The organism is Erythrobacter aureus, assembly GCF_003355455.1.
Classification (GTDB): Bacteria; Pseudomonadota; Alphaproteobacteria; order Sphingomonadales; family Sphingomonadaceae; genus Qipengyuania; species Qipengyuania aurea.
This window is the reverse complement of the sequence record NZ_CP031357.1, coordinates 1184447-1201875: the sequence shown is the minus strand read 5'-3', so window position 1 is coordinate 1201875 and position 17429 is coordinate 1184447. Positions and strand designations below refer to the sequence as shown.

The 17429-nt window shown below is 64.0% G+C and carries 16 protein-coding genes; 6 read left to right on the top strand and 10 right to left on the bottom strand.

All coding sequences use genetic code 11. The features are described 5' to 3' along the window. Positions 1–12 precede the first annotated feature (12 nt). The 3 genes from DVR09_RS17370 to DVR09_RS05880 are packed head-to-tail and all read left to right on the top strand — an operon-like array spanning position 13 to position 1423. Positions 13–186: a hypothetical protein gene (locus tag DVR09_RS17370; protein ID WP_174223728.1), complete on the top strand. Its 174-nt coding sequence runs from the start codon at positions 13–15 to the stop codon at positions 184–186. Beyond that, positions 183–875 (top strand): ATP12 family protein, encoded by a 693-nt coding sequence (locus tag DVR09_RS05885; RefSeq protein WP_115417814.1) that lies wholly within the window; start codon positions 183–185, stop codon positions 873–875. The genes DVR09_RS17370 and DVR09_RS05885 overlap by 4 nt, the downstream gene beginning before the upstream one ends. A 5-nt stretch (positions 876–880) precedes the next feature. Beyond that, entirely contained in the window at positions 881–1423 is a 543-nt protein-coding gene (locus DVR09_RS05880; RefSeq protein ID WP_115416116.1) for an MOSC domain-containing protein, read from the top strand. A gap of 4 nt (positions 1424–1427) precedes the next feature. On the opposite strand, the gene DVR09_RS05875 is transcribed toward DVR09_RS05880, so the two are convergent. The 4 genes from DVR09_RS05875 to DVR09_RS05860 are packed head-to-tail and all read right to left on the bottom strand — an operon-like array spanning position 1428 to position 4999. After that, entirely contained in the window at positions 1428–2012 is a 585-nt protein-coding gene (locus tag DVR09_RS05875) for an ABC-type transport auxiliary lipoprotein family protein (RefSeq protein WP_115416115.1), read from the bottom strand. Between the two features lie 11 nt (positions 2013–2023). After that, a complete protein-coding gene (locus tag DVR09_RS05870) occupies positions 2024–2974 on the bottom strand; it encodes an MlaD family protein (protein ID WP_115416114.1) in 951 nt (316 codons plus the stop codon). Between the two features lie 4 nt (positions 2975–2978). After that, on the bottom strand, positions 2979–3887 hold the full coding sequence (locus DVR09_RS05865) for an ABC transporter ATP-binding protein (protein WP_115416113.1): 909 nt from the start codon (positions 3885–3887) through the stop codon (positions 2979–2981). Further along, positions 3887–4999 (bottom strand): ABC transporter permease, encoded by a 1113-nt coding sequence (locus DVR09_RS05860; RefSeq protein WP_115416112.1) that lies wholly within the window; start codon positions 4997–4999, stop codon positions 3887–3889. Before DVR09_RS05860 ends, DVR09_RS05865 begins: the two co-directional genes overlap by 1 nt. 214 nt (positions 5000–5213) lie before the next feature. Between DVR09_RS05860 and DVR09_RS05855 the strand changes: the two genes are divergently transcribed. Both DVR09_RS05855 and DVR09_RS05850 read left to right on the top strand, forming a co-directional pair. After that, positions 5214–8045: a valine--tRNA ligase gene (locus tag DVR09_RS05855; protein ID WP_115416111.1), complete on the top strand. Its 2832-nt coding sequence runs from the start codon at positions 5214–5216 to the stop codon at positions 8043–8045. A gap of 316 nt (positions 8046–8361) precedes the next feature. Then, the gene (locus DVR09_RS05850; RefSeq protein WP_115416110.1) at positions 8362–9093 is read left to right on the top strand and encodes a 7-carboxy-7-deazaguanine synthase QueE; all 732 of its coding nucleotides are present in this window, start codon (positions 8362–8364) and stop codon (positions 9091–9093) included. Between the two features lie 251 nt (positions 9094–9344). Here DVR09_RS05850 and DVR09_RS05845 read toward each other — a convergent pair whose 3' ends face one another. The 5 genes from DVR09_RS05845 to DVR09_RS05825 all read right to left on the bottom strand — a co-directional run bounded on the left by DVR09_RS05845 (position 9345) and on the right by DVR09_RS05825 (position 15659). Then, positions 9345–10961, bottom strand: a complete 1617-nt coding sequence (locus DVR09_RS05845) for an ATP-binding protein (RefSeq protein WP_234041602.1) — start codon at positions 10959–10961, stop codon at positions 9345–9347. A 460-nt stretch (positions 10962–11421) separates the two neighbouring features. Beyond that, entirely contained in the window at positions 11422–12135 is a 714-nt protein-coding gene (locus tag DVR09_RS05840) for a TIGR02186 family protein (RefSeq protein WP_174223769.1), read from the bottom strand. 35 nt (positions 12136–12170) lie between these two features. Further along, positions 12171–13076 carry a sulfite exporter TauE/SafE family protein gene (locus DVR09_RS05835; protein ID WP_115416108.1) on the bottom strand — a complete coding sequence of 302 codons (906 nt, stop codon included), beginning with the start codon at positions 13074–13076 and terminating at the stop codon, positions 12171–12173. A 46-nt stretch (positions 13077–13122) separates the two neighbouring features. Next, entirely contained in the window at positions 13123–14259 is a 1137-nt protein-coding gene (locus DVR09_RS05830; protein ID WP_115416107.1) for a hypothetical protein, read from the bottom strand. Continuing rightward, positions 14256–15659: a glycosyl transferase family protein gene (locus DVR09_RS05825; protein ID WP_115416106.1), complete on the bottom strand. Its 1404-nt coding sequence runs from the start codon at positions 15657–15659 to the stop codon at positions 14256–14258. Before DVR09_RS05825 ends, DVR09_RS05830 begins: the two co-directional genes overlap by 4 nt. A gap of 83 nt (positions 15660–15742) precedes the next feature. On the opposite strand from DVR09_RS05825, the gene nhaA reads away from it, so the two are divergent. Next, a complete protein-coding gene (nhaA, locus tag DVR09_RS05820; protein WP_115416105.1) occupies positions 15743–16960 on the top strand; it encodes a Na+/H+ antiporter NhaA in 1218 nt (405 codons plus the stop codon). Here nhaA and DVR09_RS05815 read toward each other — a convergent pair whose 3' ends face one another. Then, the gene (locus DVR09_RS05815) at positions 16961–17398 is read right to left on the bottom strand and encodes a VOC family protein (protein ID WP_115417812.1); all 438 of its coding nucleotides are present in this window, start codon (positions 17396–17398) and stop codon (positions 16961–16963) included. It abuts the gene before it with no gap. Positions 17399–17429: the final 31 nt, after the last annotated feature.

The window sequence follows — 17429 nt, the reverse complement described above, 5'->3', positions numbered from 1 at the left end:
GCGCGGTTCTTCATGATTCAAGCGGTGCGATTGTCGGGCGTGGTGCTGGGCGTACTCGGCGCGCTAGTCCTTGGCGAGATCCTGCCCTTGCCCGAACTGGTCGGCTATCTGCTGCTTGCATTCGGCGCGTTCGATGTCTTCATCCTGCCGACCATTCTGGCCAAACGGTGGAGCAGCCGCGCGTGAAGCGATTCTACAAGAGCGTGTCGGTCGAACAGTCCGGCCCGGCCTACCATGTCGCGCTCGACGGACGGCCGATCAAGACGCAGGGCGGCGATCCGCAGCTTGTCAGGTCGAAAGCCCTGGCCGAGGCGCTGGCGGCGGAATGGGCCGGACAGGGCGACACGATCGACCCTGCGCGCTTCGCCCTGCGCGACATGACCGATTACGCGCTCGACGTCGTTCCGGCCACCCGTGCCGAGATCGTGGCCAAGCTGCTGCGTTATGCGGAAACCGATACGCTGTGCTACCGCGCCGATCCGGACGAGCCGTTGTGGCACCGCCAGCGCAAGGTCTGGGACCCGCTGGTCGAAACACTGGAATTGCGCGAAGGGGTGAAACTTGAGCGCGTGAGCGGTGTCGTCGCGCGGCCGCACACGCCCGAGACGATGGATCGCCTGAAGATGCGCCTCGACAGCCACGACCACTTCGCTCTCACGGCACTCGAACAGCTTACCTCGCTCGCCGCCTCGCTCTGCATCGGCCTCGCCGCGCTGGAGGAGAATGCCGATGGCGAGCAGCTCTGGGCCGCCGCCAATCTGGAGGAAGACTGGCAGGTCGAGCAATGGGGCGAAGACGAGGAAGCCGCCGACCGCCGCGCGAGGCGGCTGGCGAGCTTCCTCAAGGCGATGGAATTCGCGCGGCTGGCGAGATAGGTGCGATGGCACGTGTCCAGACCGTTGCGGCGAGTTGCGGGCACGGCTTCTCCAAGACGGTCCGCGACAGGATCGAGATCATCGCCGGAATCGGTATCGCGGGCGATGCGCATGCAGGCAGAACCGTCAAGCACCGTTCGCGTGTGCGCGGCGATCCGAACCAGCCCAATCTGCGACAGGTCCACCTGATCCACGCCGAATTGCTGACCGAATTGCACCAACGCGGCTTCGCGGTCGAGCCCGGCGATCTGGGCGAGAACATCCTCACCACCGGAATTGACCTGCTCGCGTTGCCGCGTGGCAGCATCCTGACGATCGATCCCTCCGGTGCGCGGCTGGAGATCACGGGTCTGCGCAATCCCTGCGCCCAGATCGACGCCTTTCAGCGCGGCCTGCTGTCCGCAGTGCTGGACAGGAAGGCGGACGGGTCCCTCATCCGCAAGGCAGGGGTGATGGCCATCGCCCTGACCGGCGGTGCGATCAGGCCCGGCGATAGGATAACGGTGCAACTGCCGCCCCTGCCGCATCTGGCGCTGGAGCCGGTGTAGCGCGTCAGCCGATCCAGTCGGCGACCTGTCCGGCCACATCGTTGGCCGCCTCGTTGAGCGCCGGACCCACGAATGCCGTTTCCGGAGCGGCGACCGGCACGCGCGCTTCGAAGCGGCGGGTGCTCACTGTCGAGTCGCTGCGATTGCGGACCGCATCGAAGGTGACCACGGCTTCGCGCGTGCGGGCGTCGTAACCAAACGCACGCAGCGAGCCGTGCAACCGGTCGTTCGCGCTCACGCCGGGATCGTCGCCATCGATGACAATGCGGTTCGACCGTGTCCGGACCGTTTCGGCGACCAGGCGCCCGAACAGGCGTGCCGGGCGTTCGACCCATACGGCGTCCTGGAGATAGGCCATCTGCGTATCCGTGACCTGCACCGGCACGCGCGTGACATCGAGCGCCTTGGGCACTTCGAATTCCGCGATGATCAGCGCCCCTACCTGCGCGTCCGCACCGCCGGACCCGACAGGCGCCGAAGCGGTGGGGGTGAGCGTCAACAGGCTGTCGGGGACTTCGCCGCCGAGGCTGAGACAACCGCCCAGCAGCAGGGCTGGGGCCAGCGCGGCGAGTTTGATGGTGCTGTTCATGCTTTTGCCTCTCACGGCTTGTAATCGGGCAGCGGCTGGTTCGAAAGCAGCGCGCCGGCTCCCTGCTCGTCGAGCTTTTCGGTCACGCCCCGCAAGGCCTTGCTGGTGGCGCGCAGGTCCTTCAGCGTGGCTTCGGCTGCGGGCAGCGTGCTTTCGGTGAGCTGCTTGGTGGCCGGCCGCGCATCGTTCAACGTGTCCTCGAGCGCCTTGGCCGCGCCGCTCGCCGATTTGAGCGTTGCCCGCAGATCCTTGGCGATGGCCTCGCCTTCCTCGTTAAGGATACGATCGGTCGTGGCGGTGACCTGTTCGAACTGATCGAGTGCCTCGCTCGCCTCGCGCAGCGTCACCTGCAATTCGGCCATGGTCCGCTCCATCTGCGGGGCCGCCGCCGCGAAGCCCGCGCTCGCGGCATTGGTATTGGCGAGAATCTGCGAAATTTCTTCCTGATTGCGATCGCTCAGCAGCATGGTCAACCGCTCGGTCAGCGTGGCCAGGCGTTCGAGCAACAGGGGCGCACTGGCAAGCACGGCACCGAAACCGCCGCCCGTCGTCGGCGGGATGATCGGCACGCCTTCGGTGCAGGCGGTCGTTTCGCAGGAAATCGGCGGGGCACCGCTGCGCGCGCCATCGAGCGTGATCGTCGAAACGCCGGTAAAGCTGCCCTGGATTGTGGCCGTGGTGCCGACCAGAATGGGCACGCTTTCCTGCACCTTGATCCGCACGCGGACGAATTCGGGGTCCTTGTCCCACAGCACGATCTCGTTCACCTGCCCCACCGGAACGCCGGCGAAATCGACCGAGCTGCCATTGGCGAGCCCGGCGACCGATTGCTTGAAGAAGATGTCGTATTCGTTCTGCGCCCCGCCGCCGAGCCGCGCGAGCCAGACGATGAACAGCGCGAGCGCGCCGAGGATCAGCAGTGTCACCGCCCCCACCCAAACGTGATTTGCCCGCGTTTCCATTGAGCTACGCCTTATCCTTCTTCGAATCCGCTTTGTCCAACGCTTTGACCGCATGTGCCGCCACGGGCTCGTCCATATGCTTGCGCAATTCGTCGAGCGCCTGGGCGGTCAGCGCGGCGCGTCCGCGCGGACCGTTGAAATATTCCTGGATCCAGGGGTGATCGAGTTCCATCAGATTGGGGACCGTATCGACCGCGATAACTTTCTTGTCGGCGATCACCGCCACCCGGTCGCATATCTCGTGCAACGTATCGAGATCGTGCGTGATGAGGAACACGGTCAGGCCGAGCGTTTCCTTGAGTTCCAGCGTTAACCGGTCGAATGCCGCGGCGCCGATCGGGTCGAGCCCGGCGGTCGGTTCGTCCAGAAACAGCAATTCCGGATCGAGCGCCAGCGCCCTCGCGAGACCGGCACGCTTCTTCATGCCGCCCGACAGCTCGGAAGGGTATTTGCTGACCGCTTCTTCCGGCAGGCCCGAGAGCACCACTTTATAACGCGCGATTTCGTGACGCAGTTCGGGTTCGATGTCGGGATAGAACTGCTTCAGGGGCACTTCGACATTTTCGCCCACCGTCAGCGTGCTGAACAGCGCCCCGCCCTGGAAGAGGACGCCCCAGCGATTGCGAATGCCGATCTCCTGCTGCGGATCGCTCCCGGCGATCGAGCGCCCGAACACGCTGACTTCGCCTTCGGTGGGGCGCTGCAATCCTATGATCGCGCGCATCAGCACCGATTTGCCCGTACCCGAACCGCCGACCACGCCGAGAATTTCGCCGCGTCTGACCTTGAGATCGAGGTCCTGATGGACGACCTGCGGGCCGAAAGCCGTCTTCAGCCCTTCCACAACGATCGGATATTCGCCGCGATAGCGCTCATGGCGGCCCAGTTCGCGCCCGGTTTCATCCTGCGCCATCAGCCCCACCCGATCTCGGTAAAGAACACGGCGAAGAAGGCATCGATCACGATCACCGCGAAGATGCCGGTGACCACCGCCATGGTGGTGCGCAGGCCGACCTCTTCGGAATTCCCCTTGACGTTCATGCCGTGATAGCAGCCCGCCAGGGCCACGATCAGGCCGAATACCGGCGCCTTGATCAGGCCGACCCACAGATCGTAAATCGGCACCACGTCCTGAATGCGGGAAAGAAACGTCCAGAAGGGTATTCCCAGCATGAACTGGCCCACGAACGCGCCGCCGACGATCGCGACGCCGGCGGAATAGAAGCCCAACAGCGGCATCATCAGGATCGCGGCGAGAATGCGCGGGACGACCAGCGCCTCCATCGGCGAAATGCCGATAGTCTGCATCGCATCGACTTCCTCGGTCAGCCGCATGGTCCCGATCTGGGCGGCGAAGGCGCTGCCGGAACGGCCCGCGACCATGATCGCGGTCATCAACACGCCAAGTTCGCGCAAGGTGATCCGGCCGACCAGATTGACGGTCAGCGTCTCCGCCCCGAACTGGGCAAGCTGCACTGCCCCCTGCTGCGCGATGACGATGCCGATCAGGAAGCTCATCAGGCCGATGATCGGCAGCGCCGACACGCCGACCAGTTCGAGCTGACGGACGAGCGCGAGCCAGCGGAACCGGCTCGGGTGACGCATCAGGCTGGCGAAAGCCACCAGCAATGCACCGAGAAAGCCGACAACGCCGTACACGCCCTTGCGCGCATCGAACATCTTTTCGCCCATGGCCTGCGGCACGCGTTCCCATACCGGCAGGCGCGGCGCGGCGATTTCCTCTTCCGCGCGCACATTCTTCAAGGCCTCGATCAGGCGTTCGGCGCGCTCGCTCGCACCCGAAATCTCCGCCTTATGCGCACTGGCCAATCGGGTCGCCGTCCACGCCCCTACCGTGTCGATTTCGCTCACGGCGGCCAGATCGATGCTGGAGATCGGCCCTTCGAGACCGCGCAATTCGTGGTCGATCGCACCGATGGTGGACACCAGATAGGGTCCCGACAAGGCCAGCACTGTGCCCCCGTCGTCCCCCTCGACCAATTCGTATTCGGCAATACCACCCATCGCGGCGCGGTATGCGGGGAAATCAGGCGCTTGCCAAGCGGTGATCGATCCGGATCACCTGCAACGTTGCATCGCAGTATGGGCGCTGGCATGGGCTTGCTATCGAATTTCCGGCACCGGCCCGCTCCCCTCCCGGCCACCCAACAGGATAATGCCATGGGTGGCCGGGAGGGGAGCGGGCCGGTGCCGCCAGTGAGCGCGAGCGAACCCAGCAATGACCACCGAGCTACCGAAGACTTTCGACCCCGCCGACATCGAGGCGCGTTGGTACGCGCATTGGGAGGAGAACGGCCTGTTCCGGCCCGAGCGCCCCGACGCGCAGCCCTATACGATCGTCAACCCGCCGCCCAACGTCACCGGCAGCCTGCATATCGGCCATGCGCTCGACAACACGTTGCAGGACGTGATGATCCGTTACGAACGGCTGCGCGGCAAGGATGCGCTGTGGGTGGTCGGCACCGACCATGCGGGCATTGCGACGCAGATGGTCGTCGAACGCAACCTCAATTCCCAAGGCCTGAAACGCACCGACATGAGCCGGGAGGCCTTTCTCGAACATGTCTGGGAATGGAAAGAGCAATCGGGTGGCACGATCACCCGCCAACTGCGCCGCCTCGGCTGTTCGATGGACTGGCCGCGCGAACAGTTCACCATGGACGAGCACTTTTCGAAAGCCGTGCTCAAGACCTTCGTCGATCTCTACAATGACGGGCTGATCTACCGCGACAAGCGGCTGGTGAACTGGGACCCCAAGCTGAAAACCGCGATCTCCGACCTCGAGGTCGAGACGCAGGATGTGAAGGGCCACTTCTGGCACTTCAAATATCCGCTCGAAGAGGGCGTCACGCTGGATGACGGGCGCGACTATATCGAGGTTGCGACGACGCGGCCCGAAACCATGCTCGCCGATATGGCGGTGGCGGTGCATCCCGATGACGCGCGCTACAAGAGCGTGGTCGGCAAGCATGTCGTCCTGCCGATCACCGGCCGCCGCGTGCCGATTGTCGCCGACGAGCATGCCGATCCCGAACTGGGCAGCGGCGCGGTGAAGATCACGCCCGGCCACGACTTCAACGATTTCGACGTGGGTAAGCGCGCAGGCTTCGCTCCCGCCGAAATGCTCAACATGCTCGATGCCGAAGCCAATGTCTGCCAGACCGCCGACGGCCTGGTGCCCGAGGAATTCCTCGGCCTGCACCGCTTCAAGCGTGACGGCGTGGACGGTGCGCGCGAGCTGGTGGTGCAGCGGCTCAAGGAATCCGGCCACCTCATCCCGCATATCGCCAAGACGAAGAAGGGCGAGGAACAGGTACTCGACGCCGAACCCCGCACCATCGCCACCCCCTTCGGCGATCGCGGCGGCGTGGTGATCGAACCCTGGCTGACCGACCAGTGGTATGTCGACGCGGAAAAGCTCGCGGTGAAGCCCATCGACGCGGTCAAGAGCGGCGAGATCGAGATCGTCCCCAAGAGCTGGGAGAAGACCTTCTTCAACTGGATGGAGAACATCCAGCCCTGGTGCGTCAGCCGCCAGCTATGGTGGGGGCACCGGATTCCGGCGTGGTACGATGCCGAGGGGAAGCCCTATGTCGCCATGACCGAGGAAGAAGCGCAGGCCCAAGCAGGCGAAGGCGCCACGCTGACCCGCGACGAAGACGTGCTCGACACCTGGTTCTCCTCCGCCCTGTGGCCCTTCGCCACGCTCGGCTGGCCGGAGAGCAACCCCTCTCCCCTTGCGGGAGAGGGAGGAGCGCCGACAGGCGCGGAGGGAGAGGGGACGGCGACGATGGTCGCCGCTGACGCGACGAACCCCTCTCCCAACCCTCTCCCGCAGGGGGAGAGGGCTTCGCTGTTCGACAAACATTACCCCAACAATCTGCTCATTTCGGGCTTCGACATCCTGTTCTTCTGGGATGCGCGGATGATGATGATGGGGCAGTACAATACGGGTAAGAACCCCTGGCCCAAGCTCTATCTCCACGGCCTGGTGCGCGCGGCCGACGGACAGAAGATGTCCAAGTCCAAGGGCAATGTCGTCGATCCGCTCGGCCTGATCGACCAGTATGGCGCCGATGCGCTGCGCTTCTTCATGGCGGCGATGGAAAGCCAGGGCCGCGACATCAAGATGGATGACAAGCGGATCGAGGGCTATCGCAACTTCGCGACCAAGCTGTGGAATGCCACGCGCTTTTGCCAAGCGAATGGCATCGGCGCGAGCACGTCCATCGCAGCCCCCAAGGCGAGCCACGCGGTCAATCGCTGGATTATCGGCGAGGTGGTCGAGACCAAGCAGGCGCTCGACGCTGCACTGGCGGACCTGCGCTTCGATGCCGCCGCGAACACGATCTACCACTTCGTATGGGACCGCTTCTGCGACTGGTATATCGAACTGGTCAAAGGCAATTTCGACGAGGAGACCAAGGCAGTCGCCGGTTGGGCGCTCGACCAGATCCTCGTCATGCTGCACCCCTTCATGCCCTTCATCACCGAAGAGCTGTGGTCGAAGCAGGGGGATCGCGCCGACTATCCGCTCATCACCGCCCAATGGCCCGACCCGCAGGCGGAAGTGGACGCGGAGGCCAAGGCGGAGATCGATTGGCTGATCGCGCTCACATCGGCCACGCGCACCGCGAAGAACGAGCTCGGCATCGCGCCGGGCGCGAAGCTGCAGGCCTTTTGCGCATCGCCCAGCCCGCTGGCGAAATCGGTGGTCGAGACGAATGCCGGCGCGATCGAACGGCTGGCGCGCCTGACCCCGGTCACCTTCGGCGAAGCGCCTTCGGGGGCGGCGATGCAGATCGCGGCGGGCGAGGACGAATTCGTCATCCCGCTGGAAGGTGTGATCGATATCGAAGCCGAAAAGGCCCGCCTCGAAAAGGCGCTCGCGGCGAGTGCGAAGGAAGCCAAATCGCTCGAAGGCCGCCTATCGAATGCGAACTTCGTCGAACGCGCCAAGCCCGAAGCGGTCGAAAAGGCCCGTGCCGACCATGCGCATCACGTGGCCGAAGTGGCCCGGCTCGAAGCGGCGCTGGCACGGCTGGGCTAGCCGCCGCACTCGCTGTCTCCTCCGGAATGGGCGCGTGCCTGGCCCTTTCGGCCACCGCCCAAAGCCCCTCCCCTCAAGGGGAGGCCGGGAGGGGTGTGCCAGCACCGATGGCGATCAACCGATTGCGGAGTTTCCTACACCGGTCCAATTGTGGCAGGGACATGCTGAAATGGTGAAGCGCTGCCCCCAACGGGAACACCCCCCCTCCCCAAAAACCGGGAATGTGTCATCCTGCACGGAGGAAAGGCATATTTTTCAGGGTACTAAGCTGTAGGACTTGGGTGACACCGGTGTCACCTTGTGTCACCTACACGCCATGCTGACGCTCGCCACCGATGACGGCGGCGGGCCGGAAATCTTCGCCTCGGTCCAGGGCGAGGGTCCGAGCATGGGGATGCCGGTCTCCTTTATGCGCCTGTCGCGCTGCAACCTTGCCTGCATATGGTGCGACACCGCCTATACCTGGCGGTTCGAAGGCGACAATCGCCCGCACCGCGATGGCCAGACCTATGACCGCAAGGCCAATCAGGTTACGCTCGACGAGGACGAGGTTGCCGCGCGCATCATGGCACTTGGCCAAAACCGCCTGGTGATTACCGGGGGCGAGCCGCTCTTGCAGGCCCCCGCGCTCGCCAAACTGCTCGATCTGCTGCCCGACATCGGCGTCGAGATCGAGACCAACGGCACCATCAAGGCCCCGCCCCGGCTCGACATCCGCATCGACCAGTTCAATGTCAGCCCCAAGCTGGCGCATAGCGGCAATCCCGCCGAACTCGCCCTGATCCCCGAACGGCTCGACGCCTATGCCACCGATCCACGCGCCTGGTTCAAATTCGTCATCGCCGAACCCTCCGACCTCGACGAGGTGCTGGCGCTGCGCGAACGCTATCGCTTCCGCCCTGACCACGTCTTCCTGATGCCCGAAGGCACCGACAGCGAGACGCTGCGCGCGCGCGAGAAATGGCTCGCCCCGCTATGCGTCGAGCATGGTTTCCGGATGAGCGACCGGCTGCATATCCACCTGTTCGGCGATACTAGGGGGACGTGAATGCTTTTCGCAGCCACCTCCGTGGCTGCGTCCTCGGCGCTGTTTCGACGCTGCGCGTCGAGCACCTGCGGGCGGGCGGTCGCCCTTGCCGGTCCTGGTCGGCCCGGTACTCTTGCGGTTGTCGGCGCTTGGCGAAAGTCTCCGAGCCGCTCGGCGAGGCAAGGCCGACTGGCCGCCCGCAGCGGGTGCAGCTTGCTGCACGTCTAGCGAGGATGCACCGACGGAGGTCGGTGCGTAATACAAGGCTACCTCTATCCCTGGCTCCGCCACCGCCGCACGGTTCGTTCGACGATCTCCTCTTCCCCACCGGTCTCGTTCCACAGCTCGATGAAGCTCGGATCTTCCGACGCCGGACGCTTGGATTCCTCGAGATTGTCGAAACTGGCGCGGACGGGGATCGCCACGCCCTCGCCGCAGATGATGCATTCGCGATTGCGCAGCGCCGGAATCGCGTCGAGGAAGCCGCGCGCGCCTTCGGGCATCGCCGCGCGCACGAATTCCTGGTCGCGGTCGTTGTTGAGGCGCATCGAGATGATCGTGCCGCATTGCGACAATACGCCCTCGGCCAGGTCGGAGGGGCGCTGCGTGACGAGGCCGAGGCCGATGCCGTATTTACGGCCCTCCTTGGCGATCCGGCTGAGGATCTTGCCGACCGAATTGCCATCGGCGTGCTTCTCGCTCGGAACGTAACGATGGGCCTCCTCGCAGACCAGCAGGATCGGGTTGGTGCGTTCCTCGCGGCCCCAGATGGCGAAATCGAAGACCAGCCGGCTGAGCACGGCGACCACGGTGGCGGTAATGTCCGACGGCACGCCCGAGACGTCGATGATCGAGATCGGCTTGCCGTTCGACGGCATGCGGAAAATCTTCGAGATGAAGTCGGCCATGGTGTCGGCCACCAGCATTCCGGAAAACATGAACTGGTATCGCGGATCGGCCTTCAACTCGTCGAGCTTGTTCTTGATCCGCATGTAGGGGGCCGAATTGGTCGACTTGTCGAGCTTGCCCATCGCGTCCTGGATCTCGTTCGACAGGTCGGACAGCAGATAGGGAATGGGCGAATCCACCGTGATCTTGCCCATGTTTTCCGCCAGCCGACTTTTCTGGCGCGCCTTGAGCAGACACTTCGCCAGAATATCGGCATCGATCTGCCGCTCGCTGCCATTGCTGGTCAGCAGAACCTCGCAGTGCTCCTCGAAATTCATGATCCAGTAGGGCATCTGCAGGTTGGAGACATCCAGGATAACGCCGATATTCTGGAAGGCGGCCGAATATTCGCCATGCGGGTCGATCATGACGATATGGCCTTCCGGCGCGACCTCGCAAATCCGGTGCAGAATCAGGGCTGCGCCGGTCGACTTGCCCGTACCCGTCGATCCCAGCAGGGCGAAGTGCTTGCCCAGCATGGCATCGACATAGAGTCCGGCGCGGATGTCTCTGGTGGGATAGACCTTTCCTATGCCGACCGAACTGCGGCCGTCGCTGGCATAGACCTGCCGCAGATCCTGCGTCGTGGCGGGATAGACCGGGGCACCCGGTATCGGATAACGCGTCACGCCCCGGCGAAAGCCGTGCAGCTTGCCGGTGAGCTTTTCTTCCAGCCCCTCGCCGAGAAAGTCGATATTGGCGAGGATCGAACCCGCGTCGCGGTCCTGCCGCTGATTGCGGATACTGGCGAGCAGCCAGCTATTGCCGACACGGACTTTGATCTGCGAGCCGACCTGGCCGGCCATCGCGATCGCCGGGTCGGTATCGTCGGCGCATTCGCCGAGCCGGCGGCGGTCGATCGCGACCTGCGATCCGGAACCGGCGATTTCGAGCACCTCTCCGATGGCCCGCGTCGCATTCTCGCCCATATCCTCGCCCATGTCGTCGGGTTCGTCCCGTGCGGCGGGCGTGGTCTCCATATGCGTGCCTGCGGTCGAGTCTGCTGCCTGCGGTCCGGCTTGGTCGACCGTTGCGGAGGGCCGCTGTTCGGACGGGACCGTGGCCGGTCTCTCGGGGATCGGTTTCGGATTCGTCGGCGGCTCGGGCCGGACTTCTGTCGAGGATTTTTCGGCAACAGGCTGATGAACGTAGCCGGACGGCGATGCGGGGGGGTGTGGGGGGCCGTCTCCGCGCTGCGCCGAATCCGGTCGCGTAGGGATATTCTGCGGAACTGCGATGATTCCGCACCCTCTTCTCCCGGCGGGTCGAAGGTGCGGTCGTTCGGATTGCCCATGTCGTTCATCGGTCTGATTATGTCCCACGTAGCGTGCATGCCGAGCGCACCGGAACCGCCTGCCCGAAACTGCTTAAAATGTCGTCAATAGCGCGGTGTCGCCGGGGTCAGATCAGCGCGAAAAGGCGCCCCGCGAGCCAGCCCATCCCAACCGAGAGAAACACGGCGAGAAGACCGTAAACCAAGGCAAGGTCTTGCGAATATTCCTCGACCTTGCGTTCGAACCCGACCTTCTGCACCTCGACCTCGGTCATGGCCGATGCGATTACGCGCCCACCGCGCACGGCGAAGGTTTCTGCAGTGTAAGTGCCGGTGGTGACGTTCGACGGCAAGGTGATCCGGGCCTGGTAAAGAACCTGCTCGCTGATCTGCACGCCGCCGAAGTCCTGATTATAGAGCTGCTCGCGTGTCTTGAGGTCGACCAGCCCATCCTTGAAACGCGCCCGTTCCTCGGGGTCGATCGCGCCGCTCGGCGAAAGCTGGATATAGTCGGTGCCGAACTCGTAGATCGCGGCGGTCTTCTCGTCGACGATCTGTGGAATCGGGCGCGAGGACGCAACGGCGAAGAAGGACGGCACAGACCGGAAATCGCTGCTGGCCGCATTGATCCATACGCCGATGAAGCGTTCTTTTTCACGCAGGCGGACCGGCCGCGACGGGCCTTTGAGTACGACCACGATATCGTAGTCGCTCCCTGCGGCCCGCCCCCGTGGATCGAGCACCGCGCCGAAGAGCAGCAATTCGGTTCCGGTAAATCCCTGGCGCACCTCGACATCGTGCTGGCTCACCTCGGGAACCAGGATCGGGTCGCGCTGCCCCATCAGCGCAAATGCGAAGACGATGAGCAGCAGCGCTCTCACAGCGGGTATACCGTATAAATTTCGTCGGGCTGATAAAACAGGCCCAGAAACATCCGGAAGGCGACCAGTAGGACGACGGTGGCAAGGATCAGGCGGAGGTATTCCGGCTTGGCCTTGACGGCGATTTGCGACCCAAGCTGCGCCCCCGTCACCGAACCGATCAACAACAGAAACACCAATACGATATCGACCGCCTTGGTGGTCAAGGAATGCATGATCGTGGTCGCCATCGTCACGAACAGAATATTGTAGAGTGAGGTCCCCACGACGACATTCGCGCTCATGCCGAGAATATACAGCATCGCGGGTACGAGGATGAACCCGCCGCCCACGCCCATCAGCATGGTCAGAATGCCGACCGCGACTCCTACGATGAGCGGCGCGAGCGGCGAGATATAGAGACCCGAGCGATAGAAACGCCAGCGCATCGGCAGGCTGGCGACCAGCGGATGGTGTCTGCGCCGCGCCGCCTGCCTGCTGCCGGTGCCGCGCAACGTCTGGACCGCCTCGCGCGCCATCAGCATGCCGATGGTGCCCAGCAGAATCACATACAGCGCGCTGATGACCACGTCGATTTGTCCGATCGCCCGGAAAAAACGGAACAGCAGCGCACCGAACCCCGACCCGATGACCCCGCCCGCGACCATCACCATGCCCATGCGGTAATCGACCCCGCCGCGATTGCCATGGGCAAGCACGCCGGTGACACTGGCGCCCGTGACCTGCGTCGATGCCGAAGCGGCGGCCACCGTCGGCGGAATTCCATAAAAGATCAGCAGCGGCGTGGTCAGGAACCCACCGCCGACCCCGAAAAGGCCCGACAAAACCCCCGTGAGCGCGCCGAGCGCGACGATCCACAGCCCGTTCACCGACAGGTTCGCGATAGGGAGGTAGACGTCCATAGCTGCGCCCTATCGCAGGGGCGTCACGGATAAAAGCTGAACCGTGTCAGAAGCCCGTCGAAAGCGTGAGAACGCCCCCATTGCCAGGCTCCGCATGGCCTGCGACGCGCCAGCGGTAATCCGCCTCCAGCCTGGTATCCGCCTGGCCTAGTCGCAGATCGAGAGATAGGGACGGTCCTATATCGAGGCGGCTCGAATCCTTCTGCGCACCGCCCCAGGCCCCCGCGCCCACGTTTAGCCGCCCCAGATCGAATCGTGCGACTTCGCGCGTGGCGACAGCTTTCCCATCGATGAAGCCGGTAGCGAAACGACCGTGCACGTAGCCCGCCTGAACATAACCGCGCGCATCCAGTCCGCCTGGCAAGGCGACTTCGTCGAAACCACCGGCGAGAAAGGCGGCGGGTCGAATTTCCGTCGAACCGGACCGATCGGTGGCACGGGCTTCCAGATGCAGATCGATCGGAATGCGCGCGACCGGACGAATACGAAAACCGACAGCCATTTCGCTTTCGCCGGCCCTTACGAGCGCTCTGCTCGCGCGCACGAACGCGGCCGGGGCATGCCTGCTTGCCGGTGCCAGGCGATACGTCAGGACTGCGCCCGCCTGGCTGCTTCCGTAGGCAGGCGGGCGCCCTCCGGACCCGATTGAGCCACTGCCTGCCGGGCGAAGCATGAGCCAACTATCCGCCCGCCAGCCGGGACGCGGGATGCCGACGCGCTCACGCCGCGGCGGAAGTGCTTCGCGCCGCCGATCGAGCATGTCGGACACGCTGCGCGGCATTGGCAGATTTGCCATGCTCGCGGCGAAGAGGAGATTATGGCCTACCGCGCGGCGATGCCTGTCGAAATGCTCGTCGAAAGTGGCCAATGGAGTCGGCTCGCCGACCTCTGATCTAACCACCGGATCGAAAGCCGAAGGCAATGGGGCCACCCGCACCAAGCCTCCCCGATCGCCGACCTCCTCCGCAATTCGCGAGACAGTGCCAAGCGATCTGGCGCTGCGCGCACTATCCTGGCGCTCCCCCACGAGATCGGCGTTGGTCAGCCGGAAAGGCTCGGACAACACGCTGTTCAGGGGCCAGGGATTTTCCCAGGTCACTATTCTGAGCAGACACCATCCTGCGAGCAGGAGTGCGAGAAAGAGGACCGGCTGGCCCTGCCGCCGCGCGACCGCATCCCTCATAGGCGGTTTTCACCGAACAGGCTGAGTACCGGATGTTCCCGATGTTCGGTTTTGTCCCACATCAGCGGAGCGCCGCGCAACGTGCCGATATAGGCGGAGAGCGCTCGGCGCCCCGCCATGACTGCGACGATATTCGACACCAGCGTACGAGGAATGGCGAGAAGCCCCTGACGCCAGCCATATTCACGTGCGGTGAAACACGCACGAAGGCAAAGGCGCAGCAGCAATCCCGCGAAGTTGATTGCGAGCAGCATGAGGAGCAGCGGCGAAAGCGGCGGGAGCTCGATTATGTTCATCATCTGCAACCCCAGATTGAGCGTGATGAGCCCCACCAGCGCATAAGCCACGACGAGAAGGATGGCGGCCACGGGGCCGCGCCGGTCGCGCAAAAGCATCCACAGGTCGACAGGCGTGTGCCCCCACCCCAACCGGTCCCAGCCCTGCAAGGCGATACCGTGCATCCAACGCGTCTTCTGCCGAATTGCCGCGTCGAGCCGGGACGGGAAAAAAGCGCGGGTCGCGATGAGGCGCCCGTCCTCATCCCGGACTCTGAGGAAGCGCCCTTTTCCTCCAGCCTGCGCGATCCGGAGCCCGAGCTCGTAATCTTCTGTCAGCGATTCTGCCGCGAAAGGGTGCCCCCCTTCCTCGCGAGCCAGCGCAGCCAGCGAACCGCGCGCAACCGCGCAGCCGACACCGGCTCCCGGAATCGCCGCGCCCAGAGCGTCGCGCACGACCAAAACCTTTGCGTGCGATTCCGCGAATTCGTCGGAATAGTGCGAGCCGATCCAGGGGGAATGCCGCTGGGGCAGCGCGAGAACCGGGAGCTGGACGAAATGCGCGTGCCACAAGGCCCGGTCCAGCAGCGAAAGCGCCGCCGGATCGACCATATCCTCCGCATCGTGGAGAATGACCATCCGCGCCTCGACACCCGAGCGCTTTTCATCCTTGACCAGCGCTGCGTAAAGGCGATTGAGGCAATCCGCTTTGGAAGTCGGGCCGTCCGCTCCGTGAATGACGAGCCGCACCCGGCGATCGCCACGCACCGCAGCGAGAACCGAAGCCATCGTCGCATCGTCGTTCCGGTAGCATCCCACATAAACGGTGAGTTCTTCCTGCCGCCAGGCACCGAGCATGTGGGCCAGCGTCGGACCGATGACATCGGCCTCCTGCCATGTGGGAATGAAGACTGCCGCCCGGCCGGCAAGGCTGGAAATGTCGTCGCCATGCCCGTGGCGCAATCGCGGGGTCCGGATACGGCCCGTGATCCGGTACCAGAAATAGGTGCAGTCGAGCGCCAGTTCATCGACGAGGCCGAGCAGAAAGAATGCCGCCGCAAACAGCAGCAATTCGTGCTGCACCAGCACGAGCCATTCCGCGATCGTAAACGACCCTAGTACCAAACGGCACCCCCCTGCCTTTCTGGATAGCTTCGAGTTTCAGGACTTGCAACGTGGGCCGCTTTGCGAAAGAGAGCGTGCCCATAATGACCGAACGTCCTTCTGCCTTCCGCCTGGTATTCGCCCCTGTCCGCGCCCTTTTCGTCAGCGACGCGTCTGCCGGCATCCTGCTGATCCTGGTTGCCGCCGCCGCGATGATCGCGGCCAACTCGCCGTTCGCCGGCGAATACGAGCAACTGTTTTACGGCAAACTGCCATGGACGCCGATCCCCAAGCTTTATGATCTGCACCTATGGATCAACGACGGTCTGATGGCGGTATTCTTCTTTGTCGTCGGGCTCGAAGTGAAGCGCGAATGGATCGAAGGGCAGCTCTCCACGCCGCAATCGCGCAGGCTTCCGATCCTGGCGGCGGTGGCAGGCATGGCCATTCCCGCGCTGTTTTATGTCGGCGTTGTCGGGGACGATGCGGAGTTGCTGCGCGGCTGGGCCATCCCCGCCGCCACGGACATCGCCTTCGCGATGGGAGTGCTGGGGCTGCTCGGCAATCGCTGCCCCGCTTCGCTCCGCCTGTTCCTGCTGACCGTGGCGATCGTCGACGATATCGGCGCGGTGATGGTCATCGCCTTGTTTTACACGGCCAACATCAAGCTGGGCTGGTTGGCGGCGGCTGGGGGCGTGGTCGTGTTGATGATGGTCCTGAACCGTATGCGGGTTTCGTCGTACTGGCCTTTCGTCCTGCTGGCACTGGTGCTGTGGTATTTCGTGCTCAACACCGGCATCCACGCGACCATCGCCGGGGTTGTGGCGGCGCTGTGCATCCCGATGGTCGGTCCCGACGACCAGACAATGGTGGAGCGCATGGAGCACGGTCTCGCCCCGTGGAGCGCCTATCTGGTCGTGCCCGTCTTCGGGTTCGCCAATGCCGGCGTTCCGCTGGCCGGAATGGGCGTGGAGCATTTGCTCGCCCCGCTGCCTCTGGCGATCGCCGCGGGCCTTTTCCTCGGCAAGCAGGTGGGTATTTTCGCGGCCATCTTTGCCGCCGACAAGATCGGTTTCGCCCCGCGCCCGGACCAGGCGAGCTGGACTGAAATCTGGGGTGTGTCGATCCTGTGCGGCATCGGCTTCACCATGTCCCTGTTCATTAGCGGCCTTGCCTTCGCAGGCCAGCAATTGCTGATAAACGAAGCGAAGATCGGCATCCTGCTGGGCTCGCTGATATCCGCAATCGCGGGTTATGCGATCCTGCGCATGTCTGCGAAGCACCCGGACGATGCCGTATCTCCTTATATCGACCAGCCGTAGTTACCAGCTTCCGCTGTTTTCCATGCTCGCCCACGGTTCCTTCGGTTCGAGATAGCCGTCCTGCAGCAGTTCCACCGAGATGCCATCGGGTGTCTTGACGAAAGCCATGTGCCCGTCGCGCGGCGGGCGGTGGATCGTGTGGCCCGCATCCATGATCTTCTTGCAGGTCTCGTAGATATCCGCGACCCGGTAAGCGAGATGGCCGAAATTGCGCCCGGCGTCATAACGTTCGGGCGGGCTGCCGTCCTCCGCTGGCCAGTTATAGGTCAGCTCCACCTCGGCAACGCCTTCCTGACCCGGTGCGGCAAGGAAAATCAGCGTGAAGCGCCCAGCCTCGACATCGAAGCGGCGAGCTTCCTCGAGGCCGATTAACCTGAAGAAATCGATCGTGGCATCCGGGTCCGTCACCCGGATCATGGTGTGCAGATATTCGGTCAATTCGAACTCCATTTGTCGACATTAAAGCACG